Source organism: Paenibacillus taihuensis, assembly GCF_003386535.1.
Classification (GTDB): Bacteria; Bacillota; Bacilli; order Paenibacillales; family Paenibacillaceae; genus Paenibacillus_Z; species Paenibacillus_Z taihuensis.
Genome location: NZ_QTTN01000004.1, coordinates 133,380 through 158,013, shown reverse-complemented (window position 1 = coordinate 158,013; position 24,634 = coordinate 133,380). Strand labels below are relative to the sequence as shown.

The following is a 24,634-nucleotide window of genomic DNA, read 5'->3' as shown; positions in this document are numbered from 1 at the left end:
CTCATTTAATGCTAAAAGCAGCTTCCAAAGCGGGAGCTGCTTTTAGTTATTGTACCGTTTGTAATCTAAATTACAGATGAAATTCGGCATTTTGAGCTATGATGACCACAGGAGGGATACAACGGAGCATGGAAACGAGGTTCAGCATATCTCAAATTAAATTATTCGAATCGCTTTCGGCGGAGATCATTTATGAGATGAATCAGGTCTTGAATGATTCAAATCTTATAATGAAGCCGAAAAACTACATCATACAAACACCCGTCCATGAGAAGAATGGTTTATTTTTCATCATTTCCGGTAAAGTTCGATTCTATAAAACCAACCCAGCCGGTAAGGAATATACGGTTTGCATTCTTGACGATGGGGGCGTGTTTGGCGAAGTTGAATCGTTTTCATTAGGCAATAAAGGAACATATGTGGAAACAATGGAAGGAACAATGTTCTATAGAATGCCGAATGAACACTTCGAGCTTCTTATAACTAAATATCCAGAGCTTTCTTTACCCTTCTTAACTGAAATAAGCAGGCGATTGCGACTTCAGGATGAATTGGTTGAAAAACTGGTGTTTAGAGATCTTCGAGGTAAAGTACTTTACTTTCTCAATAGACTTTCCAATAAATTTGGTGTTGAAGAAGATGGATACCAAAAAATCGATATACCGCTCACACATCAAGAACTGGCTAATATGATTGGTGCTACGAGAGAAGCAGTGTCGCTTATCTTACAGGAACTATCTAACGAAGGAATACTCAAAACTAGCAGAAAAATGATCATGATTCATATTGAAAAAGCAATGAAAGAATTGACTTGATTGCTGCAATTCACATTTGACAATACATTTGATTTCAAGGGAGCGAATATAGAATGGGTAAATTTGAGGGCAAGGTAGCAGTCGTCACTGGAGGAACAAGCGGTATCGGTCTTGCGACGGCACAGCGCTTCGTTGAGGAAGGGGCGCATGTATTCATTACTGGACGTCGACAAAGCGAATTGGATGCGGCCGTGAAATGGATTGGGAAGAGAGTGACCGGCATTCAAGGTGATATCTCTAATCTGGGTGATTTGGACAAGCTCTTTGATGCCGTGAAGCAGGAGAAAGGACACCTGGATTTTCTTTTCGCAAACGCCGGGCTTGGCAGTATCCTGCCTTTGGGTCATATTACGGAAGAGCAGTACCGCCTGACCTTCGCTGTTAATGTTAAAGGAACCTTGTTTACCGTACAAAAAGCACTGCCACTATTTCCAAACGGTACTGGCTCGATCATCTTGACGGGCTCTACAGCGGGCACGATCGGCGATGCAGGATTTAGCGTCTACGGAGGATCCAAGGCAGCTCTTCGCCAGATGGCGCGGAACTGGATCATGGACTTGAAAGGCACCGGAATACGGTTAAATGTTCTGAGCCCTGGCATGGTCCACACGCCTGCTTATGACGATTTGTTTGGCGAAGCGCTGGATCAAGTCCTTGCTTCCGCCAAGGATAACGTTCCGATGGGCCGTGTGGGAAAGACGGACGAGATCGCGAGCGCCGTCATGTTTCTGGCCTCGGAGGAGAGCAGCTATGTAAATGGCATCGAACTTTTCGTAGATGGCGGCATGGCACAAATCTAAATTTAATCATTTAAGTCGTTATCCGAACATTATGATTAATATCAGATCAGGCAGAGGAATTTATTTCTCTGCCTGATTTTCATTGGGATGCTGAAACTCTCCCTAAATTTCAAATGAGGAATAAGGAGTTGTTGACAAATGATAAGCGTGTATCAGGAAGAGTCTAGAAACTCATCAAACCTTGGTTGGCTAAGGGGAAGTCATCGTTTTTCGTTCGAGAATGACTTCGATGAAGAAAATTCATCTTTTGGACCGATGCATGTCTTGAATGATGACACCATTACACCTAAGCGTGGGTTTGGTCCAAATCCCCGTACCGACATGGAGATATTATACATAGTCCTTAATGGGAAACTTCGGCACGCGGACAGTCTAGGGAATGTAATGAATACGAGTTTCGGCAGTGTACAACGCATGTCTGCTGGCACTGGGGTCGTACATATGGAACATAATCCATCTGAAACCGATGATGTAACATTCCTTCAACTATGGTTTGAACCTGAACAAAGAGGTCTTGCACCTTCCTATGAGGCGACGAGTTTTGAAGTTGACGCGCTCTCAGGTCGTTTGTTGCCGATTGCATCCAGCAATGCAATGAAAAACACTGTCGCTAAATTACACCAGAATATGACGGTTTATTTAAGCAAGCTGAAACAAGGCTCGACAATAACGTTCAAACAAGAAGAAGGAAGAAGAGTATTTTTGTTCGTTATCGAGGGACGATTATCCTTATCTAACGAGATAAAAGAGGGAGCGATATTATACAAACGGGATTCCGCGCGCATTGTGAATGAAACGAAGTTGAAAATTGAAGGTGAACACGAAGCGGCTGAAACGTTTTTTATGTTGATTGACTTGCCCTGATGCGCTAAGCGGGTATAAAGCTACACTGCGTTCACTATAATGGATTCTGTACGACTTGAGGGGAAACCAAAAACGGACAATCGTTAAAAAATTTAGCGTTATACGAGGTGCAAGTAAGTGTATCCATTGATAATGTCGTGGGATGTCCCTGCGCTGCTAGTGATGTTCATGCTTGGTTTAATCGCTTCGACATTTGGTGCCATTGTGGGTTTAGGCGGGGGGGTTGTAATCGTGCCCGCGTTGCTCCTGCTCGGCCCATCCATGCTCGGTAAGAACATAGACACGTCACTGGCAGTTGGCGTATCGCTCGGTGCGCTCGTGTTTACATCGTTTACATCAACGCTAACTTTTGTGAAGGAGGGCAAAGTCGACCTTCGCAGTGCGCTATTCTTCTCGTTCTCGAGCGGTCCATTATCCGTATTAGGTGCTAGCCTGACCTCACTGTTCGATCCAGTAATATTCCGGCGAGCCTTCGGATATTTCATGCTTTTCATGGTCATTTTAATTCTGTTTCGAAAACGAATCAAACCATATAAAGGTAACTGGCGCAATGTGCGGAAATACACAGATGCCGCTGGTGTGGAGCAAGAATATGGTTATAACGTGTTACCGGCACTGATCATTGGCGGGGCAGTCGGCTTGATTGCCGGATTGCTCGGCATCGGTGGCGGTATTTTACTCATTCCCACCATGCTACTTTTGTTCCGCTTCCCGCCGCATATGGCTACCGCAACTTCGATGGCGGTTATCTTCGTCTCGGCTTTGTTCGGCAGCGGCATGCATCTGATCCGCGGTGAATGGGATTGGCTGCTCGTATTGTCTCTGGCCCCAGGAGCGCTGCTTGGTGGCTGGATCGGGGCACGCATCTCTCGACGAATCAGCAGCGTGCTGCTGATTCGCATCATGTGCGGCACTTTGTTGCTGTTCGCAGTGAGGATGATTCTTACATAAAAAACAATCCCCTCCAGTTCATGGTGAGTTCTTTGTAAACTCAACATGTGCTGAAGGGGATTGTGTTAATTATTCAACGAACTTCATTTCTCTGTTTCAAGAAAAATGCTTGCCTACAGTAATGGAAGTTCCCCACTCAGCTGTCGGTGTGTAGAAGCTAAGCTCTCTTCCCAATAAAAACTCTGCTGCCTTCGTATAAGGACCTTGACGATAAGCCTTCGATTCCTCTTCTGCCAGCCAAGTCTCTTTCGAACAGTTCCAAATTTCATAAAAGACAATTTCATCCGGGTTATCGACATTCTCATGAACAATTCCATTTACAAACGTCGGTTCTTTCGACATGGTGTCAAACAGTGGCTTTAGATTATCAAAAAAGGCTTGTTTGTCAGAGTTCGGCTTTAATTGAAAGCGTGCAATAATGACGCTTTGTTCTTTTGCGTTCATAAATAATTACTCCTTTAGAGTTCATTTTGGTTTGTTTCCCGGGAATACTTCAGATTATATCGGGAACTTTACGAATGGTCTGTATGCTAAATTACAAATCAGCTTTGGCAAAGTTCCACAACATCCGTTTTAGAATTTCCTCCAGCCCATTTGAATTATTCAGAACCTTCCAACAGGGACCGTATATATCCGGAAGGAATTGAGAATTGTATAAATTGCATTGCAAGCTGATTCATGAGGGTCACTAGCATCATTACAGGAGGAGATCTGATGAAGGTATTTCCGTTAATCAAAGAAAATTTCCAAGCTCAAATCGATCATGGAATTACACTGGTGGGCTTTTTTAAATCCGAATGTGAAACTTGCCAACAACAGCTTCCTATCTTAGAAGAGCTAGCCGATGAAGTAAAACATCAGGCAACACTTGTTCAAGTTGATATTGAACAAGAAGGAGAACTTGCCTCGACATATGGCGTAATGAACACTCCGGCTTTCATGCTATTAAAGGACGGATACCAAGTTGAAACACTACACGGCTTTCAAAATAAAGAAAATCTGAAGCAGACCATCCTCCGCCATTCAGGAATTGGAGATACGTGCTGATCTCATCCTTCAATGGTTTTGATGAAGAACCTGTTCGTTTAACTGAACAGGTTTTTGTGTTTTCTCACTGTCTCAGCGGCGAATCATATTCCATATTAAGGACATACTGGGGGGAAGAGAAGGGGAGAATGGTAAATGGAATCTTTGCATGCGTCAGCCAGCGCAAATTTGCAAGAGCTAAAGCGCCTCTATACCGGGAACGAATTGTTCACGTTCCAAAATATAGGTAAATCAAATGCCAACGATAAAGCCGTGATCATCTATTTGAATTCTCTTGTGGATGAAAAAAGATTAAACCAATTCATCATTCGAAAAATGAATATGGATTTACGGGAAAACAGTGGACCCGCTGGACAAGTCTTATTGGATTCGCTGCATACACTTGGCGACGTCACGATTCTCTCAGAGATCAAAGAAATCATAAACCATCTTGCTGATGCCAATTTCGTATTGATCATCGATGGGCATGTCGAGGCTTATGCCATGAAATTGCCGGGCTTCGAGACGAGGTCCATAGACGAACCGCAGGTTGAACTTAACATTCGTGGCCCGCGCGAAGCCTTCACCGAGGACTTGCAAAAAAACTTGGGCATGGTGCTGCGTCGGATAAAGTCGCCGCAATTGAAAGCGAAATCGTTTGTCATCGGGAAAGACAGCCAAACGAAAGTGATGCTTCTCTATCTTGACGACAGAACCGATCCCAAAGTGTTGAACGAGCTCAATCGACGAATGGATGCCATTCAATTAGACGTGCTGGATGACAGCATGCAGATCGAAGAATGGATACAAGACAGCACTTTTTCGCCATTCCCGCAAGTACTGAATACGGAAAGACCTGATCGCGTCGTCACGGCGATGAATAGAGGCAAAATTGTCATCATGACGGATGGCACTCCGTGTGCCCTTATTACCCCGAGCACGTTTTTTGAAATGCTGCATCCCAGCGAGGACCAATTTGAACGGTTTTACTTTGCTAATTTTTTGCGCATTATCCGACTAATTACATTGATTGTTTCATTAATCGGTCCTTCATTCTACATCGCATTGACTACGTTCCATCTTGAGATGATTCCGACGCCGTTGTTAATGACGTTTCTATCCGCTAAGTCGGGGATTCCTTTCCCGACGTTCATTGAAGCTTTGATTATGGAGGTCGCTTTCGAGGTGCTGCGGGAAGCGAGTATGCGTCTGCCTCGCATTATGGGACAATCCGTCAGTATCGTAGGAGCGCTAATCATCGGAGAAGCAGCCGTTCAATCCGGGATCGTTTCTCGTCCAATGGTAATTGTCGTTGCGATGACTGGAATTGCTTCATTTACAATCCCTTACTACAGTACGGCTATCGCACTTCGCTTGTTGCGTTTCCCGTTAATGTTCCTGACGTCGCTTACTGGGATGTTCGGATTATCCATAGGAATGTTTATTGTCATTTTCCACGTTTGCTCCCTACGGTTTTGTGGCGTTCTGTATCTTGATCCGATCGGTTCAGAAGGTTATAAGGATTCAATAAAAAAAATCTTCTTGCCCCCAGTCAGATACAGAGCAAGATTGAAACGCGAAAGGAGCGAACTCGATGTACCCAATAGACAATCTCATTATTTTCACGGGAAGGAATGGGATTAGTCAAAAAAGAGCGGTAAGCTTTTTTTTAGCTGCACTATGCTTGCTTTCGATAACAGGTTGCTCGCCAGACGTAAACGAAATCAGCGATATTGCTTTGGTTACAGCAGCCGCAATCGATTACGATGTAGTAACGAATAAATATTCGTTTAGCGCCTTTTGCGTCATGCCCTCAAATACAAGCCAGGAAAAGACTTCGGCACTCACCCAATGGGTTTCAAGCGCTACAGGTAAAACGCCATTAGATGCTGCAAGAAAAATGCGGTCACGAGTCGGGAAGAATTTAATCTTCCAGCATAATAAATTTTTTATTATCAGCGAGAGCGCGGCAAAACATTCGCTTTTTGAGGTGATGGACTACCTGTCGAGGAAAAGAGAATTTCGGCTTACGGCATATCCAATCATCGTGCAAGGGCAAGCTTCCGATAAACTTAAGCTCGGTACGGAGTCCGGTGATATGTTATCCAACGACTTGCTGGGTCAAGTCCGTAATAATAAACTGTCCGGTCAAGATGTAGCGTTAACGATTAAAGATTTTGTGGATTTATTCGAGAATCCTACTCGGGGGTTCGTGGCAGGAAGAATAAAGACAAAATCATCAGAGACAAATAAAAAAGAGTTTCTCACTGTAACCGGGGGGGCAGTTATATACAAACAGAAATTTGCAGGATGGGTGGATGGTAACGACGTATTGATTCTTAATTCGTTATCGAAAAAGAAAGTATGGAAAGATATTGAATTCAATGATGTCATTCATTCGAAGAACGGTTCGGTATTTTCAGCATTATTCCATGAAAAGGATTTAGAAATCCATGGCGATATTCAGAATGGAAGACCCAAAATGAGTGTGTATCTGAAATACATTGCTTCTGTGGAGGATGTAAACAAAGATTCCGATGTCGGTGATTCGAGGGTTATTTTACAAATGGAGCAAGCGGCCTCCATTCATTTGGAGAAGAAAATAAAGAAGAGTTTGGCGTTTTTTCAAAAAAAATTGAAAATAGATGTTCTTGGATTCTCCGATTATTACAGTCAGTATCACTCGAAAGCATGGAAAACAATGCAAAAGGATTGGGAGACTCTTTACCCCATGATTCCGATCCAAGTTCACGTCACCGTTCTGTTCGAAAAATCCGGCATGACTACATTCATAAAGGAGGAGTCGTAAATATTTAATATATCTATTTTTGTTGGCTCCCTTTGTTATGGCGTTGTATATTTTGTCCTTCTGCGTAAACGAGGAAAGATTTCCGATGCTGTAATTATGCTACTTCTTTGCTGTTTCATTGCGGGCTATAACGCTCCATACATCGGGAAAAGGTGGCCAACGGTCGAAAAGCTGTACAACGGCTTATATACTCCGCTATCCCGGTACATCTTTAATGATCTGTTGAGTTTTAATAAGTGAAAAGGTGGGTCAATTGATTGTGAAAGAGAAAATAACTCATTTTCAATTAGGGTTCTTACTATTCGGATTTATCGCCGGTTTCGAGAGCATGTTTTTAACCGAATCCAAGCTGATGAAACAGGATGTATGGATCGCGAACCTTTTCAATACTGCAGCCGGGATAGGGTTGCTCTGGATTATTTCGTTTGTTCAACGTCAGTTTCCGAACCTTAATTTGACCGAGATTTGCGATAAGTTGCTGGGAAGATGGTTCAGCAAAGTGCTGCTCTGTGTATATCTGCTCAATAACTTGGAAACCGAATCAGGTGGTTTCAGGGCGGTATCCATGTTTTATACGACGGTAATTTTGCCAAATACGAGTTCGGATTATCTAATATTTTTGTACACGGCTTGTTCGACCTATGCTGTGTACATCGGCCTTGGCACTTTAGCGCGTACAAACCTGGCTATCTTACCGTTCTTTTTACTCGGTTTTCTTGTCACGTGCTTGTTTATCATTCCGGAAATCCAAACCAATCCTTTTTTACCTCAACTCAAGAGTTCGTTGCCGAATAGGGTGGTCGGAAGCATACATTTATTTACCTTTACCTTCTCGCAAGTGATTACGTTTGGATTTCTTATGTCGAGAGTTGAAAATATGAAGAAAATTTTCCCTTCCTGCGCAATCGCAATATTGATGACTAGTATTTATTTAATTATGATTTCCTATTTGACTTTAAGCTCTGTGGGATTTAACTATGTGCAGACTTCGACGTATCCGTTCTTTTCGATGATTCAAATGGTAAAGTTTGGAGAGTATCTAGAGCGGATTGAAGTACTATTGGTCGGTCTATGGACGGTCCTTACCTTGGTCTATATAGTGATCATGCAATATGTGTTTACGCTTGTCGCAGGCCATGTTTTCGGCATTTCAAAGATGAAACCGTTTGTGGTAGCAATAGGGCTCCTATGCTTCGTGCATACTTCAAAAAGTTATATTCGCACTGCAGATCACTTTACGTACGGCATAAAGATTTATCCGCTTTCCTCATTACTGCCCTGTGTTGCCTTTCCGGTCATATTACTGGTATTGACATTGATTAAGAGGAGAAGAGAAGTGAAGTCCTTATGAAGGGGACAATGTAATATACCTTACAGCTAACTATGCGGTTTTTGTAATAAACTGAGTTGAAGCTGAGATTTAAAAAGTTTAATGGAGCAATTGGCTTAAATTGCTTCTTAAATAATACGTAAGAAAGGGAATGAACATGAATCAAGCCATAATTGAAAAACATATGTATTCGGTCTGGAGCGAAACCGACCGGGAAAAGAGAAGAGCAACTATTGATGAAGTTTATGCGGAGAATTGCTTAATTTACGATCCGCTTTTTCAAGAGCCTTTCCAAGGGCACAGCAGGCTAATGGACTTAATCGATAACGTACAAAATCAATTTCCTGAATCCGTATTTCGCATAGAATCTTACGATTTCCATCATCATGCGGTCCGACTCCACTGGTCGTACGGTAAGTCTGAAGAATCTCCATTGGTAACAGGTGAAGACTTTATGCTCTTTGAAGGGGATAAGATTCAAACGATGTATATTTACATCGACCAACTGTCTTGATAATGGATTGGTATTGGGGAAAACCTAGATGTTAAATTGAACTGACTTGATAGAAACCTAGGAATCAATTTCCTTCGGCTGCTCATCCCGTTTAGTAATCTAGATTACGGTCGAAAAATTCATCAAGCGTTATGATTTGTTCATCCGGTACCGGATCATCACAATAAAATAAAATTTCAAGAGGAGCTACTATGATGAACCAAATTGAATTGCAGGAAAAACGTATTGAATCGGCAGTGAATTACTTCCGCTATGTTGAAGTAGGGGATCCGCGCTTAATGGCACTTTTTAAAGATGATGCTATAATTTTTTTCCCGAAGGTAGGTATAGTACAAGGCAAAGATGAAATTGTCATTCTTGCTCAAGGATTCGGGGCTCTAGATGTCGCTCATATGGAACACGACATCAAGAACTTTAATATTATGCCAAGCGGTGATTATGTAGTCGTTGAGGGACAAGTAAAAGGCACCACAAATTCCGGTGAGGCTTTTCCAAGTAACGCGTATTCGCATGGTCGCTTCTGTAACGTTTTCGAATTTGACGGCGATCTCATTAAACGGGTAAATGTGTACCAAGACCCTGATTTCAAGGGTGAGGATGCTCCGCGAGTAGAGTGGGCGAAAAAGGTTCAAGAATCCATTGCACAGCACAGAAACTCTCACTGAATGCTATAAATATCAAGCACTCGGCATTCTAATTGCCACTTTGATCTATGCCCTCTGAAATCTTCAGAGGGTCTTTTTTATGCTTTTAATCTTGTCCAAAATGGATGGTCTCTCAGCCAACCAATTGGACGGTTACAAACGCTTTTAACAAGTATACGATACCATCATAAAACGTTTATTATCTGGAGGGGATCAAATTATGGAGGTACCAGTTGGTGTATGGATTGCCGCCGCTCTAATTGCAATCGTATTGACTTGGATTACAATCTGGGTTACGAACAAAGCTTACTCGAGAAGATGGGAAGATAGCAGCAGTGATAAGTTTTTATAATTTTGACAAGAATGGAGGATTCAGCATTGTTTGATATTATTAGTATTGCAATTCTTACGTTCGCCGCATTAGGTGGCGTTGGATTGTTAATCGGAAGTATAGAATACATGGATAGAACTGGTCGTTACTAAATACGCGAAATTGAAAGGTTGGCTGTTAATAGGCCAACCTTTTCGTATTAATCTGAACCAACCCACGAATCCAGAACCGCTTCGGCGAATAACTTGATGCCTTCGGTAATTTCAGCTACTGGGGCTCTGGCAAAGGTAAACCTAACGAAACCGGAAGCCGAGCCATAGACGCTACCGGGAACAAAGATAACTCCTCGTCTGATCGCTTCCTCTAGCAGCTTCCCGTCGTGAATTTTCGGCACGAGCTTACACCATAAATGCAATCCCCCGTTGGGGATGGAGAAATCAAGCAAGCCAGGGAGTTCTCTATTTAGAGCATCTACTACCAAGTCTCGTTTGAATCTAAGCTCCATGCGCAAACGTTCTAAATGGGGTTCAAAATAAGAAGATTTTAAAAATTGCGCAGCGATTTGTTGAGGAATCACGCTTAATCCGAAATCCATCTGTTGTCTAGCATCGGCTAGCCTCGTGATGATACGATTGGGGGCAACCATCCAACCGACTCGCAGGCCTGAAGCAGCTATTTTGGAAAAGGAACCAATATATAGGATGGAACCGATCGTATCGATGGATTTAAGAGCTGACGGAGGCGTTCCCTCATACGCCGTTAAACTGAACGGATCATCTTCTACAATAGGCAAACCTAATTCGCTAGCGACTTCGAGTAACTCTTTACGGCGTTCTTTCTTAAGAACTGTCCCCGTTGGGTTTTGGAAGTTAGGATTCAGAAAGACCATCTTAATGCGGTGTTTTTTATATAAAGAACGGAGTTCTCCAGGATTGACTCCGTAAGCATCAACAGGAAGTCGGAATAACCGCAACCCCGCCGATTGGAACATCGGCAGTGAATAGCAATAGGATGGATCCTCTATGGCTACCGCATCGCCTGGTGATAATAAACATTGTGTAATTAAATATAGGGACTGCTGCTAACCGGATGTAATAAGAATAGATGATTCAGTGGTACGGATTCCCCTATATTTTTCAAGATAGGACACGAGATGTTCTCGAAGAGGCAGATATCCCTGCGGATTATCGTAACCCAAGTATGAGGTATATGGATGCTCGCTCATTAGCTTCGCAATCTCTTGCGTCGGAGCCAGATCCCGGGATAGCTCTGCGCTTGCAAAATCGATCAGCGACGGGTTTTGCGATAGCGCATCTCTTATTTTTCGCAGAAACGGCAAATTGGGGAGAAAGTTCCCCCCTTCGGCATACCTGCTCCAATTCGGGGTATGTTTAGGCGTAGCCCCCCACATGGAGGTACTCACACGAGTCCCGCTGCCGGTTCTGCTTTCGATGATCCCCAATGATCGAAGAACATCAAAGGCTAATATAACGGTACTCCGATTGACCCCCAATTGCTCAGCTAATTTTCTTTCCGATGGAAGTAAGCTGCCTGGTGGAAATTCACCGTATCCGATCCGTTGTTCCAAGTGATCGGCAATCTGTTCGTATATAGACACTTTGCTTTTACGATCGGGCATCCACATGGTTACTCACCTCTTAAAAAGTACAAGCATTTCAGATTTTATCATACCACCATTTTACGAAATTAAAGATTTCGCTCACGAAAACGTGACAATCGTTTGGCTATTTCGAGAATTTTGAACATATCGATTGAAATTCCCTCTGCTATAATGATAATTAACAAGTCTCTTCTTACAGATGGCGGAGTTACAAATAAATCGGTCTGTATGTAACCATTATTTGATGTGGAGGTATAGAAACTATGAAGCGGAATCGATTAGGCAATTCTGAGCTTATGGTTGGCGAGGTTGGTTTAGGATGCATGTCGATAGGAACAGATCAAAGAAAGGCAAGCGAGATCATTCATGCAGCACTCGAATACGGCGTGAATTTTTTAGATACGTCAGATTTGTACGATGAGGGATTGAACGAAGAAATCGTAGGTGCAGCTATTCAGGGTCGGCGCCGAGAAGACGTTATTCTAGCCACGAAGGTGGGGAACCGTCGATTTCCAGGTCGAGATGGCTGGGTATGGGATGCTTCCAAAGCATATATACTAGAGGCAGTGAAAGGGAGCTTGAAGCGGCTTCGTACCGACTATATTGATCTATATCAATTGCACGGCGGTACGATGAATGACCCCTTCGACGAGACAATTGAAGCCTTTGAACAATTGAAGCGGGAAGGGGTTATTCGCTTTTATGGCATCTCTTCCATTCGGCCGAATGTGATTCGCGAATATACATGCCGCTCATCGATTGTCAGTGTTATGAGTCAATATAGCATGTTAGACCGGCGGCCTGAAGAATCCATTCTACCTTGGCTTGCGGAACATACAGTAAGCATGATAGCTCGCGGTCCAGTAGCGAAAGGAATTCTGTCGGCCGAAGGACAAGGTCGACTTCTGAATGGATATTTGAATTACACAGCTGAATCACTCCGCTCTCTTCATCCTACATTGCAAGAGATTGCCAATTTAAGCAATCGGAATATAAGTCAGCTTGCTATTCGATATTCCTTATCACATCCTTCGGTTGCCGTGGCTATCCCTGGGGCTAGCTCGCTACAACAATTATTAGACAACATAGGTGCATCTGAAGCCCTCCCCCTTACAGAAGACGAAATTACCCAGTTGCGGGTGATAACCCGATTTAATCAATATGAACAACATCGATAACTATAAAAAAACGGGACTGCCCTTCGTCATTAGGATGACGCAGGGGACAGTCCCGTTTTTTGCATTAAGCGGCCACGTCGCGCTTCGTGAACAGAAGCCATGCCAGCAACTGGAAGACCACATAATAAGCGAGCAGCATCAGAATGGAGAAGGACATGGTCATCTCCGGCCGCAACGGTGCAGATCCTTCCAGGTACTGAGTGAGATCGATGTTCGAGAAGAGCAAGTATTTGACCCAATCGTAGCCCCGCAGAATCCCGGAAAGCGAATTGCCGACCAGCATGAACAGAAGCGAGAAGGCGATCGCCATCGAAGAGCTTCGGAACGCGGATGAGATCATGAAAGCCATTGTGACGTACATGAATAGCGATACGATGGAGTAAGCGTATTTCTGCAGCGCGTTCACGATCATCGAGCCTTCGTGAATGACGCCGTCCGTGATCGTCACATGCGGCTGGGTCAACCCATTGAAACCTTCAAGTATGCCTCCCGCAGCAAAGGCAGTCGCGAAGCAAATCAGCAGCAGCAGCAATGCGAAGCTAAACGTGGCGATATATTTGCTAAGCATAATTTTGGTTCGCGATGCAGGGCCGACGAGCAGCAGCTTGATTGTCCCCCAAGAGAATTCGGCGGCAATCATGTCAGCGGCAATGATGACCGTCAGAATCGTAACCAGAATAATGAGGCTTGCGGAGATGTTCACGTAGCTCCAGAGCGAGAGCTCGCTTGGATCAAGATCGTGGTCCAGATAATACTCGTTAAGCTTAATCGTGTCGTTAATCCGCGTTTTATCATCGGCGTCCAGATCTTTGTTCTCCTGCAGCTGTTTCTGCATGTGAACGTTCTGCTGCGTCAGGTTTTGTTTCCAATCGGTCTGATCGTGCCCTTTCTCATCCCATTTCAGCAGAAAGCTCATCAGCCCGACGGCGAGGAGGAGGAAACCGATCATCAGCCAAGTGCGAGGCCGGCGGTAAATTTTCATGTTTTCATTTTTAGTGAGTTTTGACAGACTAGACAACCATCTCACCTCCTGTTATTTCGAGAAATTGTTCTTCCAGCGATTTCTGAACGGCATGAATGCCGAGGACGTCGATATCCGCGCTGACGAGCAGCTTCGTGATATGCGGAATGACGGACTTCTCCGCTGCCAGTTCAAGCTGGCCGTTAGACATGGACAAGAGAGCAGAATCGAATGCCGAAGCAAGCAGACGCTGGGCGGCATGCATGTCGCCGGTCTCAATGACGATTTTCGATTGCGCGGTATCCCGGGTTTCCTGCAAGGAACGGATATCCACGAGCTTGCCGGACTGAATAATGGCGACCCGGTCGCACATGAGCTCCATCTCGGACAGTAGGTGGGAGGAGACGATGACGGAGATGCCTTCTTCCTTGGTCAGTTTACGCAAGTAATCCCGCAGCTCACGAATACCTGCAGGATCCAGGCCATTCGTCGGTTCGTCGAGAATGAGCAGGGACGGGCGATGCAGAATCGCTTGGGCGACGCCCAGCCGCTGGCGCATGCCGAGGGAATAGCGTTTCACTTTCTCGTGGATCCGGTTCTGCAGACCGAGCAATGCAACGACCTCATCGATCCGCGCTTTCGTGACGCCATTGTGGCGGCGCGCGAAATGAACAAGGTTCTGGTAGCCGGTCAAAAATTTATACATTTCCGGATTTTCGACGATAGCGCCGACATGGGTCATCGCAAGTTCAAAATGGCTGCGGACGGAGACGCCTTTGATGATCGCTTCTCCTTTCGTCATAGAGATCAATCCGACGATCATCCGGATGGTCGTTGTTTTGCCTGCGCCGTTCGGGCCCAGAAATCCGAATACTTCACCTGCGGGGATATCGAAGGTGAGATTGTCGACAATATTGCGTCTGCCGATCGTTTTGGTCAAATTGCGAAGCGAAAGCACGGCTTCAGACATGTGGTGAATCCTCCTCAGCGTTTTTGCGTTACTTCCTGATTGGTCTTCCTGTAAGCGAAAACTCGCATCGGAAGCATAATCTGGTGTTTTTCTACTACTAGAACTATATCGAAACTCCATACCAGGAAACACCGTCCGCAGATGAGGTTTTCCCCCGGCTCAGGTCGGGGATATGAAGATTTATGAAATAAGCTACGATGATCCGTGAAACGGGTTCGACAGGCACCTTTCTTGAAATCGAATAAGCCGCCTATGCTCAGGCGGCTTTCTTCAATGCTGGATTAAGAACTTAGGTCGACAGAAAATGAATGAGAAGAGGAAGATTAACCTTCAAAATGCAATGGGTATTTGAATGGGAGGGAGTTTGGTGCTAGGTGCAGAAAATGAAAGCTTCGCCTATAATTTAATCAACACTTCCGTGCCATCTTGAGCCCGGACATCGAGCAGAACAGTTCCCCTACAACGTCGCAGCTCTTTAATGAGCCTCCTGATTGCTTGCTTCGTGCTTCTATTCACGAGAAGCGACAGCATCAATTCAATTGCCGACCGACTGCTGTCCGAATTGTAATGCCCGCGGCTCGAGTGCTCGCCGGAATATTCGCCATGTCTGTTCAGCCAATGCACCAATTTGCGGTGGAACAACTCGGATGTCAGAATCCCGCTGGCCATGCGCAATACGGCATAAGGGACCGGGATCGTAAAAGCATGCTCGTTACTCTTAATCTTCACGATCATCATGACGCATTACTCAATCACTACGGTGATGGTATCATCTTCACCGGAGCGGATGTCCACGATTTGCCCGTCAAGCTCGTTCTCGATAGCATCGATCAACAGTTCGATATTGATATCTTTCACATACTTCGCAGCCTGCGGAATATTGGACGCAATGCTGTATCCCGCTCCAAGAACAGCCTTCACCAGTTTAATCGGCAAATTGATGTTGATATTATCGTTTTCTTTGGATTTGATCCGAATCTTCAACGTTTTGTCTAGATAACCGCCGGATGCCGAAGAGTATCTCTTCGAATAGTCGAGCTTCCCTAGCACCTGCAAGGCTTGCGAAGAATAAGCCGGTTGCTTTTCCTTCAGCGCGCCAATTAACTCCGAAGCCTGATCCGAATCAATCTTGCCTTCCTGCAGCATGGACAGTACTTTGCTGATCTCTTCTTTCATCGTCTTTTCCTCCTTAGTCAACCTTTAAGCATTTTTACCGCTGCATCCGCGGTGATTTCGCCATTCTCCAGCATGGAAATGACCTTCTTCTTATCGACTTCCGACTTCTTCCTCAAGTCGTATCCAAGGGCTGTAATGATGTCATTGAGCTTGCCGCGCACCGTCGGGTACGATATGCCAAGCTCTTTCTCCACTTCCTTAATGTTGCCTCTGTTCACTAGAAAGGTGATCGCAAAATGGAGCTGTTCAGGCGAGAGCAGTGCCAGTTTGGATAATTCAAAATCGTTCTCGATCGTCGTGCGGCAATGTCCGCATTCCAACTTCGCGGCGTGCAGCGGATGCTCGCATACTGGACACTGCGTGATGAGGGGATATTTCATACTCTCCTCCTTCCTTAATTCAAATTATAAATCAGAAAATTCAATTTGTGAAGATTTTTAATTAAATAATTTAATCTCAAAATTGATTTTTTTGATTTTTTATAGATTTATCCTCGGAAATATGAAATGGATGTTATGCATGTTTGTTCAGCGCTTCTCGAAGCTATTTCTATCGATTCAGTTCTCTCACTCAGACTCATGAATTCGCAGGATTTCATCCCGTGATTAGTATGAAGAAGTGGATGGAGGAGGAGTCGGTTGCTATCAATCTAAGATAATTACCTTTCCCCAATCAAGCCGTTCATATTATGATAGAGCTTCAAGATATTAAGCGAAGGCGTGATGAATGTGGCTAAAGCGAAAGTACCGAAGAGACCTACCAGAGACGAATTTGTTCTGGAGGAGATAGGAAATCAGTTATCGGAAGCCTTTCAGGAAGAATCCGTGATTCTACTGACCGTTTGGGGAAGAGAAGAGAGCGTGCGGGGACAAATCACAGCGATGGATTCCAGGACGGGTAAGGTCCATGTAAATACGGCAGAAGGATTGGACAAGATTCCTTTCATGGATATAATGAGCATGAATTATCCGAGGGATTGAGTTGGTCTGTCCAACTTCACCGCGAATAGGACCTGATACCGGTGTGATGCTACTGCAGCAATTCCTTGAAACGCTTTCATTCTATCTCCGTAAAGTATAGTTGATTTATGATGTGATTCGGAATTTTTTCTTCAGGGAGAGACAACCAATGGCCTTAATAAGAATTGTAACGGATTCGACAACTGATTTGCCGAAGGAGTTGCTTCAGCAGCATCAAGTAGATGTGATCCCGTTGACTGTAATGGTGGATGAGAAATCTTACTTTGACAACGTGGACATTACACCGATTGAGTTTATTCATAAAATGAAAGGATCCAAAGAACTTCCCAAGACGTCCCAGCCGTCGATCGGCAAGTTTGTGGAGATGTATGACCGTCTGGGAGCGAACGGCGAAACCATCATCTCCATACACATGACGAGTGGAATGAGCGGTACGTATACAACAGCCTGCACCGCAGCGGAAATGTCTTCGAGCAATGTAATTGTTGTGGACTCTCAGATGATTTCTCTTGCATTAGGATTTCAGGTACTCGAGGCAGCGGTCATGGCCCAACAAGGTGAGCAGGCGGAATCCATTGTAAAGAGACTGAAGCATGTTCTGGACAATACCTCACTGTATGTGGTGGTAGAATCGCTGGAGAATTTGGTGAAAGGCGGCCGGGTAGGCAAAGCGGTTGGATGGTTAAGCAGCATTCTGAGCATCAAGCCCATCGCGATGCTCGAGAAAGGCGTATATACCCCGATGAAAAAGGTGAGAACGACTTCCCAGACCATTCGCACTTTGGTTGAGCGTTTCGAAGAGGAAATCAAGGGTAGGATTGTACGGGGAATCGGGATCTCTCATGCCGATAATCTCCCTCTCGCGGAGCGGCTTCAGCAGGAGATTGCGAAGTTAACGAACGTTCCAGTATTCATTCGGCCGGCAACTCCCGTCATTACCACGCATACCGGCGCCGGAGCGATCGGATTTATGTATTTCATGGATTGACATTTGAATACGCAATAAACAAGTGCGACTAAGCAATGCAAGAGTTTACTTGCTTTAACGTGATACTAGCACAAACTTCATCACAAGGCTGCCGCTATAATGCGGCAGCCTTGTTTGCGCTATTCTAGCTAATAGCTTGGGATAGATAATGGTACGCGATTTCACTTTCGACAGATAAAGATCAGTTCCTTGTGGTCTGCGGTAGCTAGCTGGAAGGCCGATAGCACAATTTCAATTGGTGTATAAATTATCCATTATTAACACATATTACGATAGCAATTACAGTGTAAGGAGGCTATCTTATGACCCACAAAAGTAGAATTGCGGAAACGGACGGAGATCCGGATACAGTATATGAGGATTTAGAGGCGCATGAAGAAACGAGCTTCTTTGTGAATGAGCAGCAGTCGGACGTATCCAACATATTGACGGAAGAGCCTGCCGACACACGGCGACCGAAGAAGGAATAGCCTGTATGGCCGATAGAAGCCGCGAATATCGCGGCTTTTTGCATTTATGGGATAAAGTTCTAGTCAAAGAATATTCTAGTCGCGCTAGCGCAAAATAATTTTAAAAAAGGAGACGATTCACATGAAACGAACGATTGCGGATTCCATAGTAGAATCCCTTATAAACGCCGGTGTGAAGCGAATTTACGGCATTATTGGCGATTCATTGAATGCCTTGCTTGATGCGATCCGTCGTTCAGAAAAAATAGAATGGATTCACGTGCGCCACGAAGAAGTGGCAGCTTTCGCGGCGGGTGCGGATTCTGCCCTGAGTGGAGAAATTGCCGTATGTGCAGGTAGCAGTGGACCTGGCAATCTGCATCTCATAAACGGATTGTACGATTGTCATCGGAACCGGGTGCCAGTACTTGCAATTGCCGCCCATATACCGAGCAGCGAAATCGGCAGCGGCTTCTTTCAAGAGACCCGTCCGGATATGTTGTTTCAGGAATGCAGCTTTTTTTGTGAAGTCGTGACCGGACCGGGACAAGTGCCTAGAGCGGTTACAATGGCCATGCAGACCGCGATGGCAAAGTCGGGAGTTTCTGTCTTAGTACTTCCAGGTGATGTAGCTGCTTTCGAATATGATGAAAGCCCCGTACCGGAACGCATTATTCATTCCGTGCGACCTATTGTCTGCCCTTCTGCCGACGAACTGAAGACGCTTGCCGACTACTTAAACGAAGGCAAGCGGATTACCTTGCTGTGCGGTGCCGGGAGCGCGGGAGCTCAAGCATCTCTCATGAAACTATGCGAGAAACTGCAGTCGCCAATGGTTATAACGCTGCGAGGAAAGGAATATCTGGAATACGACAACCCGTATTCCGTGGGATTAACCGGTCTCATCGGAACTTCTTCCGGATACCACGCCATGATGGAATGCGACGTCTTGCTTATGCTTGGCACCGATTTTCCATACCGGCAATTTTATCCGCAAGAAGCGACCATCCTTCAGGTAGATTTGGATCCATCCCGAATTGGAAGGCGAGCGGCAGTAACTTATGGCGTGTGCGGGGACGTGAAGACGACAGTGGAAATGTTACTCCCCTTGTTAAACGACTCGCGCTCCCCTGATCATCTTCAGCACTTTGCTGCACATTATGCCAAGGTACGCGAGGAATTAGACCATCTAGCAGCCCCCGGGCGAGCGCCTATTCACCCGCAATTTCTCATGAAGGTAATCAGTGATCTTGCTGATGAGGATGCCGTTTTGACTTGCGATGTTGGAACACCGACTGTTTGGGCTGCCCGATATTTGAAAATGAATGGAAAAAGGAGGCTGCTCGGCTCGTTTAACCACGGGACTATGGCGAACGCCATGCCCCAGGCAATTGGCGCACAGGTTGCGCAGCCGGGACGCCAGGTCATATCTCTGTCGGGGGACGGGGGACTCAGTATGCTGCTTGGAGATCTATTGACACTTCGCCAGCATAAGCTCCCGATCAAGATCGTTGTCTTCAATAATGGCGCGCTTGCATTCGTGGAATTGGAAATGAAGGCAGCCGGGTTTTTGGAATTTGGAACGGAACTCGATAATCCCAATTTTGCGGCCCTGGCTCAAGCGATGGGGATCGAAGGGATTCGGGTTGAAGCGCCGGGTGACTTGGAAAGCGCCGTTCGACGAGCTTTCGAACATAACGGTCCGGTAGTTCTGGATATTATTGTCAATCGCCAAGAGCTGGCTATGCCGCCGAAGATCACCTTCGAGCAGGCAAGAGGATTTACGATGTGGATGTTGAAGGCCGTATTAAATGGCCAAGGCAACGAAATCATTGAGCTGGCGAAAACCAATCTCCTTAGGTGAAGCAGTCCCCATCTGTGTCGTCAGGTGGGGCTATTTTAATTAAGAAACATTGATGACGTTACGAAGGGGACATACCCATCATGACGTTATTCAGTTTATAATAAAGACGTTTACTTTATGGAATGTCTGTTGTAACCTGAGATGATGTTTCAACAATGTTCCACTGACAGCAAGTATTTTACTATTCCAAGGACAACGATTATTCTGGTAGATATAAAGGGGAATTTATGATGAAAGAAAACTTTTGGCGCGATTTACCACGACCTTTTTTTGTACTAGCACCAATGGAAGATGTGACAGATGTTGTTTTTCGCCATGTGGTAAGTGAGGCTGGCAGACCGGATGTGTATTTTACGGAGTTTGCGAATACGGAGAGTTATTGTCACCCAGAGGGGAACAAAAGTGTACGCGGGCGCTTGACTTTTACTCCAGATGAACAGCCCATTGTAGCCCATATCTGGGGAGATAAGCCGGAATTTTTCAGTGAAATGAGCATCGGCATGGCGAAAGAAGGATTCAAAGGCATCGATATTAATATGGGGTGTCCCGTGGCGAATGTAGCAGAGAATGGGAAGGGCAGCGGCCTGATCTGCCGTCCTGAAATCGCAGCGGATATCATCCAAGCCGCCAAAGCCGGAGGACTGCCTGTCAGTGTAAAAACAAGGCTCGGTTTTAGTGACCTAGACGAATGGCGTGACTGGTTAACCCATATTTTGAAACAAGACATCGTTAATCTGTCCATTCATCTTCGGACAAGAGAGGAAATGAGCAAAGTAAAAGCGCATTGGGAACTGATTCCGGAGATTAAGACGCTTCGTGATGAGGTGGCGCCAGATACTCTTCTGACCATTAACGGGGATATCCCTGACCGTCAGACCGGCCAGCAGCTTGCAGAGCAATACGGTGTCGACGGTATTATGATTGGACGCGGTATTTTTCAAAATCCATATGCATTTGAGACAGAACCGAAGGAGCACAGCAGTGCGGAATTGCTTGATTTGCTGCGGCTCCATCTGGATCTGCATGATCAATACTCAGCGGAGGAACCACGTTCGTTTAGCGCGCTTGCCCGTTTCTTCAAAATCTATGTCCGCGGGTTTCGAGGGGCAAGTGAGCTCAGAACCAGCTTGATGAACGCCAAATCAAAAAGTGAAGTGCGTGTATTGCTGAATAAATTCGGAAGCAAGGAGCAGGTGGGTGATCTTTGATAGAAACAAACCGTCTTCTAATTAGAGAAATGGTGCACTCCGATTATGATGCATTGTGCGGGATATTGTGTGATGAGGAAGTAATGCGTGCTTCTTATGAACGTGCATTCAACTTAGAAGAAGCACAAAATTGGCTTAACAGGCATCTTAAAAGATATGAAGAGTATGGTTTTGGACTTTGGGCGGTTGTATTAAAAGAAACAAACGAAATGATTGGGCAATGTGGTTTGACCATGCAAGGCTGGAGAGAACAAGAAATTTTGGAAATCGGATTTTTGTTCCAAAAAGCGTATTGGCACAAAGGTTATGCAACAGAAGCGGCAATTGCTTGCAAGGAATACGCTTTCTCAGTTCTTCATGCAAATAGGGTTTATTCTATTATTAGGGACACAAATATAGCCTCTCAAAAAGTTGCTGTGCGAAACGGTATGAATATTATTGATAAAGATACTAAGAATTTTAGGAATATTGATATGGAATTTTTCCTGTACTCTGTAGAGCGAACAAAATGAACCTAATACAAGGAAACAAAGTAAAAAGCATCTCATGCGAGATGCCTTTTTACTTTGTTTCCTCATACAATCCCGATTTGGCTTTGAACCAACGAAATAAATGAGTGGTAATAACCTTTAGAATTGCATACCCAGGTACGGCAAGGATGATACCGAGTATTCCAAACATTTTGCCGGCAGTAAGAATCACGAAAATAATCGTGATCGGATGGATGTGCATCGTTTTCCCCATAATCTGCGGAGTGAACACTTTTCCTTCAACGACCTGAACAACTGTCCAGACGATAACCATTTTGAGCAGCATCATAGGTGAAGTAACCATTGCGACAATTAACGCGGGAAATATTGCAATCGCTGGTCCTAAATAAGGAACGACACTTGTACATGATGCAATGACGGCGAGGACAAGTGAATAATCCAACCCGATGATTAAGTACCCAATGTACAAGAGTAAACCGACGCAACAGCTGTCAATGATTTGCCCTCGAATATACGAACTGATTTGATGATTCATTTCAAGCATGACGGCATAGGATCGATCACGAAGTCTAGTCGGCAGAAAACTTAGTATATATGGGGTCAATTCCCGCCGGTCTTTCAGTAAATAGAATAAAATCAATGGCACTACGATAATGGTAAGGACGGTTTCGGTAACTTTGCTTACGAGTCCTCCAATACTTGTCCAAGCGTTATTCATGAATCCAGAAGCATAGTCAGAGATAGCCGACGTTAGACTTGAGGAATCGAACCCTAGCGTTTGCTGGATTTGATTGAAATATTTACTGCCAATAAGTTGTTCAAACTGAAGCTGAGCTTCACTGCTGAAATAAGGGAAGCTGTCAATCAAGCTAATAATTTGTTCTTTAAGTAGTGGAATTACCGTGATGATGATGAGCGTAAGGATCCCAGCAACAAGTAAATACAGAATTAAAATGGAATATGCTCTCTTTATTCGATATTTCTCTAAAGCCTCGACTATCGGGTTTAACAAGTAAAAAGCAACACCTGTAAGAATCAGCGGCAAGAAGATGGTTTCAAGTAACACCTTAAAGGGATGAAATACAAATGAGATTTTGCCCAGTATCATTATATTTAACCCAATGAGAAGCAATACGATTAGGAAAGACAGTAATCTCTGGTTCATTAACATGAATTTCAGTCTTTCCGTCCATAGACGAGATCCGGACATAAGGGCGATCTTCCTTTCAAACTCAGTTGAATCATATCAACTATTATATGCTTTCACACCAAATTAAGTCATTTTTAATCATAATCAAGGAAATAAGAAGGCCAGAGCTCTCAAATGAGGGCTTTGGCCTTAGTTATGAAGAATTTAATCATCACTTAAGATTTTTTTTATAGTTATCGTATAATCTACGATTGCCTACAACGTTGAAGAAGGGGGAATAAGATGTCAGCAAATCAGAACCAACTCAAATCATTGCTAAGCAAGGTGCCGGAAGTTACGGTTTTCTTCTGGATCATCAAAGTATTATGTACGACCGTGGGAGAGACCTTCTCGGATTTCCTAAATGTAAACCTAGGGTGGGGGTTAACGCTTACTACCATCGTTATGGGCGTTGCGTTTGCGATCGTATTGTTTCTGCAATTCAAAGCGACGAAGTACGTACCGTTCATTTACTGGCTTACCGTCGTGTTAATAAGCGTTTTTGGTACGCTGGTTACCGATAATTTGACGGATTCTATGGGCGTTCCGCTTGAGCTTAGTACGATCGTCTTTAGCGTACTACTCGGTCTAACGTTCCTAATCTGGTACTTAAGTGAAAAGACGCTCTCCATCCATTCCATTTACACGAGAAGAAGAGAGGCCTTCTATTGGCTAACGATTCTGTTCACTTTCGCACTCGGTACAGCAGTGGGCGATCTCTTCTCCGAGCAACTTGGTCTGGGATACTTAAAAACGGGAACCACAGTGGTTGTCATCATCGCTGCCGTATTCGTTGCATGGAAGCTGAAGCTTAATGAAATCTTAGCTTTCTGGGTTGCCTATATACTAACTCGACCTTTAGGGGCTTCTTTAGGCGATTATTTATCACAATCTAAGAAGAACGGTGGACTTGAGTTAGGTACAACCATAACAAGTGTCATCTTCCTTATCGCAATCGTCGCAATTATCAACTACCTTGCCATCACTAAAACAGATATTATCGCCAAGAGCGAATCCACTCCGATAATTCAATCATCAAGAGACAGCCACAAAAACGTGCTAACTCAGACTGTTGCTGTATTATGTGTATTTTTGGTTGCAGGCATTGGCGGTTATTACTGGTGCAATACTAACATCGTGCCGGAAGTCGATTCCTCGCAAACGACATTGAGCGGGCAGTTAAATGATTTCATTGCGATTGAGGACGATATGGTTCTTGCGGTCAATTCGAATGATTTTGCGAAAGCGAAGTCAAGAGCGGATGACCTGGAGCATGATTGGGATGTTGCTCAGGCGAAGCTCCGCAAGATTGATCGGAAAACGTGGACGCAAATCGATGGAACGATTGATGACGTACTAGCTGCCAACCGTTCTAAGAGCCCGAATACCGACAAATGCAAGACCACGCTTGGGGAGTCACTTCAAGTCTTGAATGAAGCAAATAAATAACTGGCTTTGAATGAAACACAGAAGAA

26 protein-coding genes and 1 pseudogene are annotated in these 24,634 nt (G+C 44.6%); 19 read left to right on the top strand and 8 right to left on the bottom strand.

The genetic code is table 11. The features are described from left to right. The first annotated feature begins 128 nt into the window (after positions 1–128). The 4 genes from A8990_RS05335 to A8990_RS05320 all read left to right on the top strand — a co-directional run bounded on the left by A8990_RS05335 (position 129) and on the right by A8990_RS05320 (position 3,430). Complete coding sequence (locus A8990_RS05335) at positions 129–815, top strand: Crp/Fnr family transcriptional regulator (protein ID WP_245995848.1); 687 nt, start codon at positions 129–131, stop codon at positions 813–815. A 53-nt stretch (positions 816–868) separates the two neighbouring features. Then, positions 869–1,615 carry an SDR family NAD(P)-dependent oxidoreductase gene (locus A8990_RS05330; protein WP_116187983.1) on the top strand — a complete coding sequence of 249 codons (747 nt, stop codon included), beginning with the start codon at positions 869–871 and terminating at the stop codon, positions 1,613–1,615. A 138-nt stretch (positions 1,616–1,753) separates the two neighbouring features. Next, positions 1,754–2,479 (top strand): pirin family protein, encoded by a 726-nt coding sequence (locus A8990_RS05325; RefSeq protein ID WP_116187982.1) that lies wholly within the window; start codon positions 1,754–1,756, stop codon positions 2,477–2,479. 117 nt (positions 2,480–2,596) lie between these two features. Then, a complete protein-coding gene (locus A8990_RS05320) occupies positions 2,597–3,430 on the top strand; it encodes a sulfite exporter TauE/SafE family protein (protein WP_245995847.1) in 834 nt (277 codons plus the stop codon). A gap of 96 nt (positions 3,431–3,526) precedes the next feature. Here the strand turns inward: A8990_RS05320 and A8990_RS05315 are convergent, their stop codons facing one another. Further along, entirely contained in the window at positions 3,527–3,874 is a 348-nt protein-coding gene (locus tag A8990_RS05315) for a putative quinol monooxygenase (RefSeq protein ID WP_116187981.1), read from the bottom strand. A 270-nt stretch (positions 3,875–4,144) separates the two neighbouring features. Between A8990_RS05315 and A8990_RS05310 the strand changes: the two genes are divergently transcribed. The 7 genes from A8990_RS05310 (at position 4,145) to A8990_RS32455 (ending at position 10,105) form a co-directional block, all read left to right on the top strand. Next, positions 4,145–4,477: a thioredoxin family protein gene (locus tag A8990_RS05310; RefSeq protein ID WP_116187980.1), complete on the top strand. Its 333-nt coding sequence runs from the start codon at positions 4,145–4,147 to the stop codon at positions 4,475–4,477. Positions 4,478–4,612: 135 nt separating this feature from the next. Next, complete coding sequence (locus tag A8990_RS05305) at positions 4,613–6,100, top strand: spore germination protein (protein ID WP_116187979.1); 1,488 nt, start codon at positions 4,613–4,615, stop codon at positions 6,098–6,100. Continuing rightward, positions 6,051–7,265 carry a Ger(x)C family spore germination protein gene (locus A8990_RS05300; RefSeq protein WP_116187978.1) on the top strand — a complete coding sequence of 405 codons (1,215 nt, stop codon included), beginning with the start codon at positions 6,051–6,053 and terminating at the stop codon, positions 7,263–7,265. The genes A8990_RS05305 and A8990_RS05300 overlap by 50 nt, the downstream gene beginning before the upstream one ends. 259 nt (positions 7,266–7,524) lie before the next feature. After that, positions 7,525–8,616, top strand: coding sequence for a GerAB/ArcD/ProY family transporter (locus tag A8990_RS05295; RefSeq protein WP_181909412.1), 1,092 nt, complete (start codon positions 7,525–7,527; stop codon positions 8,614–8,616). 136 nt (positions 8,617–8,752) lie between these two features. Next, positions 8,753–9,109 (top strand): nuclear transport factor 2 family protein, encoded by a 357-nt coding sequence (locus A8990_RS05290; RefSeq protein ID WP_181909411.1) that lies wholly within the window; start codon positions 8,753–8,755, stop codon positions 9,107–9,109. Positions 9,110–9,300: 191 nt separating this feature from the next. Further along, positions 9,301–9,774 (top strand): nuclear transport factor 2 family protein, encoded by a 474-nt coding sequence (locus tag A8990_RS05285; RefSeq protein WP_116187975.1) that lies wholly within the window; start codon positions 9,301–9,303, stop codon positions 9,772–9,774. Between the two features lie 199 nt (positions 9,775–9,973). Further along, positions 9,974–10,105, top strand: a complete 132-nt coding sequence (locus A8990_RS32455) for a hypothetical protein (RefSeq protein WP_281272483.1) — start codon at positions 9,974–9,976, stop codon at positions 10,103–10,105. A gap of 178 nt (positions 10,106–10,283) precedes the next feature. On the opposite strand, the pseudogene pdxR reads toward A8990_RS32455, so the two are convergent. After that, positions 10,284–11,729: pseudogene (gene pdxR, locus A8990_RS05280) on the bottom strand (MocR-like pyridoxine biosynthesis transcription factor PdxR). A gap of 239 nt (positions 11,730–11,968) precedes the next feature. Here pdxR and A8990_RS05275 point away from each other — a divergent pair. Then, complete coding sequence (locus tag A8990_RS05275; RefSeq protein ID WP_116187974.1) at positions 11,969–12,883, top strand: aldo/keto reductase; 915 nt, start codon at positions 11,969–11,971, stop codon at positions 12,881–12,883. Positions 12,884–12,947: 64 nt separating this feature from the next. On the opposite strand, the gene A8990_RS05270 is transcribed toward A8990_RS05275, so the two are convergent. The 5 genes from A8990_RS05270 to A8990_RS05250 form a co-directional block, all read right to left on the bottom strand. Next, the gene (locus A8990_RS05270; RefSeq protein WP_116187973.1) at positions 12,948–13,901 is read right to left on the bottom strand and encodes an ABC transporter permease; all 954 of its coding nucleotides are present in this window, start codon (positions 13,899–13,901) and stop codon (positions 12,948–12,950) included. Further along, positions 13,894–14,814, bottom strand: coding sequence for an ABC transporter ATP-binding protein (locus tag A8990_RS05265; RefSeq protein WP_116187972.1), 921 nt, complete (start codon positions 14,812–14,814; stop codon positions 13,894–13,896). Before A8990_RS05265 ends, A8990_RS05270 begins: the two co-directional genes overlap by 8 nt. Positions 14,815–15,210: 396 nt before the next feature. Further along, complete coding sequence (locus A8990_RS05260; RefSeq protein ID WP_116187971.1) at positions 15,211–15,552, bottom strand: hypothetical protein; 342 nt, start codon at positions 15,550–15,552, stop codon at positions 15,211–15,213. A 6-nt stretch (positions 15,553–15,558) separates the two neighbouring features. Further along, the gene (locus A8990_RS05255; protein WP_116187970.1) at positions 15,559–15,990 is read right to left on the bottom strand and encodes an SHOCT-like domain-containing protein; all 432 of its coding nucleotides are present in this window, start codon (positions 15,988–15,990) and stop codon (positions 15,559–15,561) included. A gap of 17 nt (positions 15,991–16,007) precedes the next feature. After that, a complete protein-coding gene (locus A8990_RS05250; RefSeq protein ID WP_116187969.1) occupies positions 16,008–16,370 on the bottom strand; it encodes a DUF2089 domain-containing protein in 363 nt (120 codons plus the stop codon). Between the two features lie 348 nt (positions 16,371–16,718). Between A8990_RS05250 and A8990_RS05245 the strand changes: the two genes are divergently transcribed. From A8990_RS05245 to A8990_RS05225, 6 genes are all read left to right on the top strand, one after another. Continuing rightward, complete coding sequence (locus tag A8990_RS05245) at positions 16,719–16,970, top strand: YolD-like family protein (RefSeq protein WP_116188061.1); 252 nt, start codon at positions 16,719–16,721, stop codon at positions 16,968–16,970. Positions 16,971–17,118: 148 nt separating this feature from the next. Beyond that, entirely contained in the window at positions 17,119–17,958 is an 840-nt protein-coding gene (locus A8990_RS05240; RefSeq protein ID WP_116187968.1) for a DegV family protein, read from the top strand. A 302-nt stretch (positions 17,959–18,260) separates the two neighbouring features. Further along, entirely contained in the window at positions 18,261–18,428 is a 168-nt protein-coding gene (locus A8990_RS31405; RefSeq protein ID WP_181909410.1) for a hypothetical protein, read from the top strand. Positions 18,429–18,549: 121 nt separating this feature from the next. Further along, positions 18,550–20,271 carry a ubiquinone-dependent pyruvate dehydrogenase gene (gene poxB / locus A8990_RS05235; RefSeq protein WP_116187967.1) on the top strand — a complete coding sequence of 574 codons (1,722 nt, stop codon included), beginning with the start codon at positions 18,550–18,552 and terminating at the stop codon, positions 20,269–20,271. Between the two features lie 230 nt (positions 20,272–20,501). Further along, the gene (locus tag A8990_RS05230; RefSeq protein WP_116187966.1) at positions 20,502–21,479 is read left to right on the top strand and encodes a tRNA dihydrouridine synthase; all 978 of its coding nucleotides are present in this window, start codon (positions 20,502–20,504) and stop codon (positions 21,477–21,479) included. Further along, positions 21,476–21,991, top strand: a complete 516-nt coding sequence (locus tag A8990_RS05225; RefSeq protein ID WP_116187965.1) for a GNAT family N-acetyltransferase — start codon at positions 21,476–21,478, stop codon at positions 21,989–21,991. Before A8990_RS05230 ends, A8990_RS05225 begins: the two co-directional genes overlap by 4 nt. A 49-nt stretch (positions 21,992–22,040) precedes the next feature. On the opposite strand, the gene A8990_RS05220 is transcribed toward A8990_RS05225, so the two are convergent. Further along, the gene (locus tag A8990_RS05220; RefSeq protein WP_116187964.1) at positions 22,041–23,180 is read right to left on the bottom strand and encodes an AI-2E family transporter; all 1,140 of its coding nucleotides are present in this window, start codon (positions 23,178–23,180) and stop codon (positions 22,041–22,043) included. A gap of 222 nt (positions 23,181–23,402) precedes the next feature. Between A8990_RS05220 and A8990_RS05215 the strand changes: the two genes are divergently transcribed. Beyond that, positions 23,403–24,608, top strand: coding sequence for a COG4705 family protein (locus A8990_RS05215; protein WP_116187963.1), 1,206 nt, complete (start codon positions 23,403–23,405; stop codon positions 24,606–24,608). The last annotated feature ends 26 nt before the right edge of the window (positions 24,609–24,634 follow it).

Coding starts and splice junctions, on each gene's coding strand:
- A8990_RS05215 (WP_116187963.1), top strand. CDS start 23,403: ATGTCAGCAAATCAGAACCAACTCAAATCATTGCTAAGCAAGGTGCCG.
- A8990_RS05325 (WP_116187982.1), top strand. CDS start 1,754: ATGATAAGCGTGTATCAGGAAGAGTCTAGAAACTCATCAAACCTTGGT.
- A8990_RS05285 (WP_116187975.1), top strand. CDS start 9,301: ATGATGAACCAAATTGAATTGCAGGAAAAACGTATTGAATCGGCAGTG.
- A8990_RS32455 (WP_281272483.1), top strand. CDS start 9,974: ATGGAGGTACCAGTTGGTGTATGGATTGCCGCCGCTCTAATTGCAATC.
- A8990_RS05255 (WP_116187970.1), bottom strand. CDS start 15,990: ATGAAAGAAGAGATCAGCAAAGTACTGTCCATGCTGCAGGAAGGCAAG.
- A8990_RS05290 (WP_181909411.1), top strand. CDS start 8,753: ATGAATCAAGCCATAATTGAAAAACATATGTATTCGGTCTGGAGCGAA.
- A8990_RS31405 (WP_181909410.1), top strand. CDS start 18,261: ATGACCCACAAAAGTAGAATTGCGGAAACGGACGGAGATCCGGATACA.
- A8990_RS05230 (WP_116187966.1), top strand. CDS start 20,502: ATGAAAGAAAACTTTTGGCGCGATTTACCACGACCTTTTTTTGTACTA.
- A8990_RS05260 (WP_116187971.1), bottom strand. CDS start 15,552: ATGATGATCGTGAAGATTAAGAGTAACGAGCATGCTTTTACGATCCCG.
- A8990_RS05315 (WP_116187981.1), bottom strand. CDS start 3,874: ATGAACGCAAAAGAACAAAGCGTCATTATTGCACGCTTTCAATTAAAG.
- A8990_RS05330 (WP_116187983.1), top strand. CDS start 869: ATGGGTAAATTTGAGGGCAAGGTAGCAGTCGTCACTGGAGGAACAAGC.
- A8990_RS05305 (WP_116187979.1), top strand. CDS start 4,613: ATGGAATCTTTGCATGCGTCAGCCAGCGCAAATTTGCAAGAGCTAAAG.
- A8990_RS05265 (WP_116187972.1), bottom strand. CDS start 14,814: ATGTCTGAAGCCGTGCTTTCGCTTCGCAATTTGACCAAAACGATCGGC.
- A8990_RS05240 (WP_116187968.1), top strand. CDS start 17,119: ATGGCCTTAATAAGAATTGTAACGGATTCGACAACTGATTTGCCGAAG.
- A8990_RS05300 (WP_116187978.1), top strand. CDS start 6,051: ATGTACCCAATAGACAATCTCATTATTTTCACGGGAAGGAATGGGATT.
- A8990_RS05220 (WP_116187964.1), bottom strand. CDS start 23,180: ATGTCCGGATCTCGTCTATGGACGGAAAGACTGAAATTCATGTTAATG.
- A8990_RS05310 (WP_116187980.1), top strand. CDS start 4,145: ATGAAGGTATTTCCGTTAATCAAAGAAAATTTCCAAGCTCAAATCGAT.
- poxB (WP_116187967.1), top strand. CDS start 18,550: ATGAAACGAACGATTGCGGATTCCATAGTAGAATCCCTTATAAACGCC.
- A8990_RS05275 (WP_116187974.1), top strand. CDS start 11,969: ATGAAGCGGAATCGATTAGGCAATTCTGAGCTTATGGTTGGCGAGGTT.
- A8990_RS05250 (WP_116187969.1), bottom strand. CDS start 16,370: ATGAAATATCCCCTCATCACGCAGTGTCCAGTATGCGAGCATCCGCTG.
- A8990_RS05335 (WP_245995848.1), top strand. CDS start 129: ATGGAAACGAGGTTCAGCATATCTCAAATTAAATTATTCGAATCGCTT.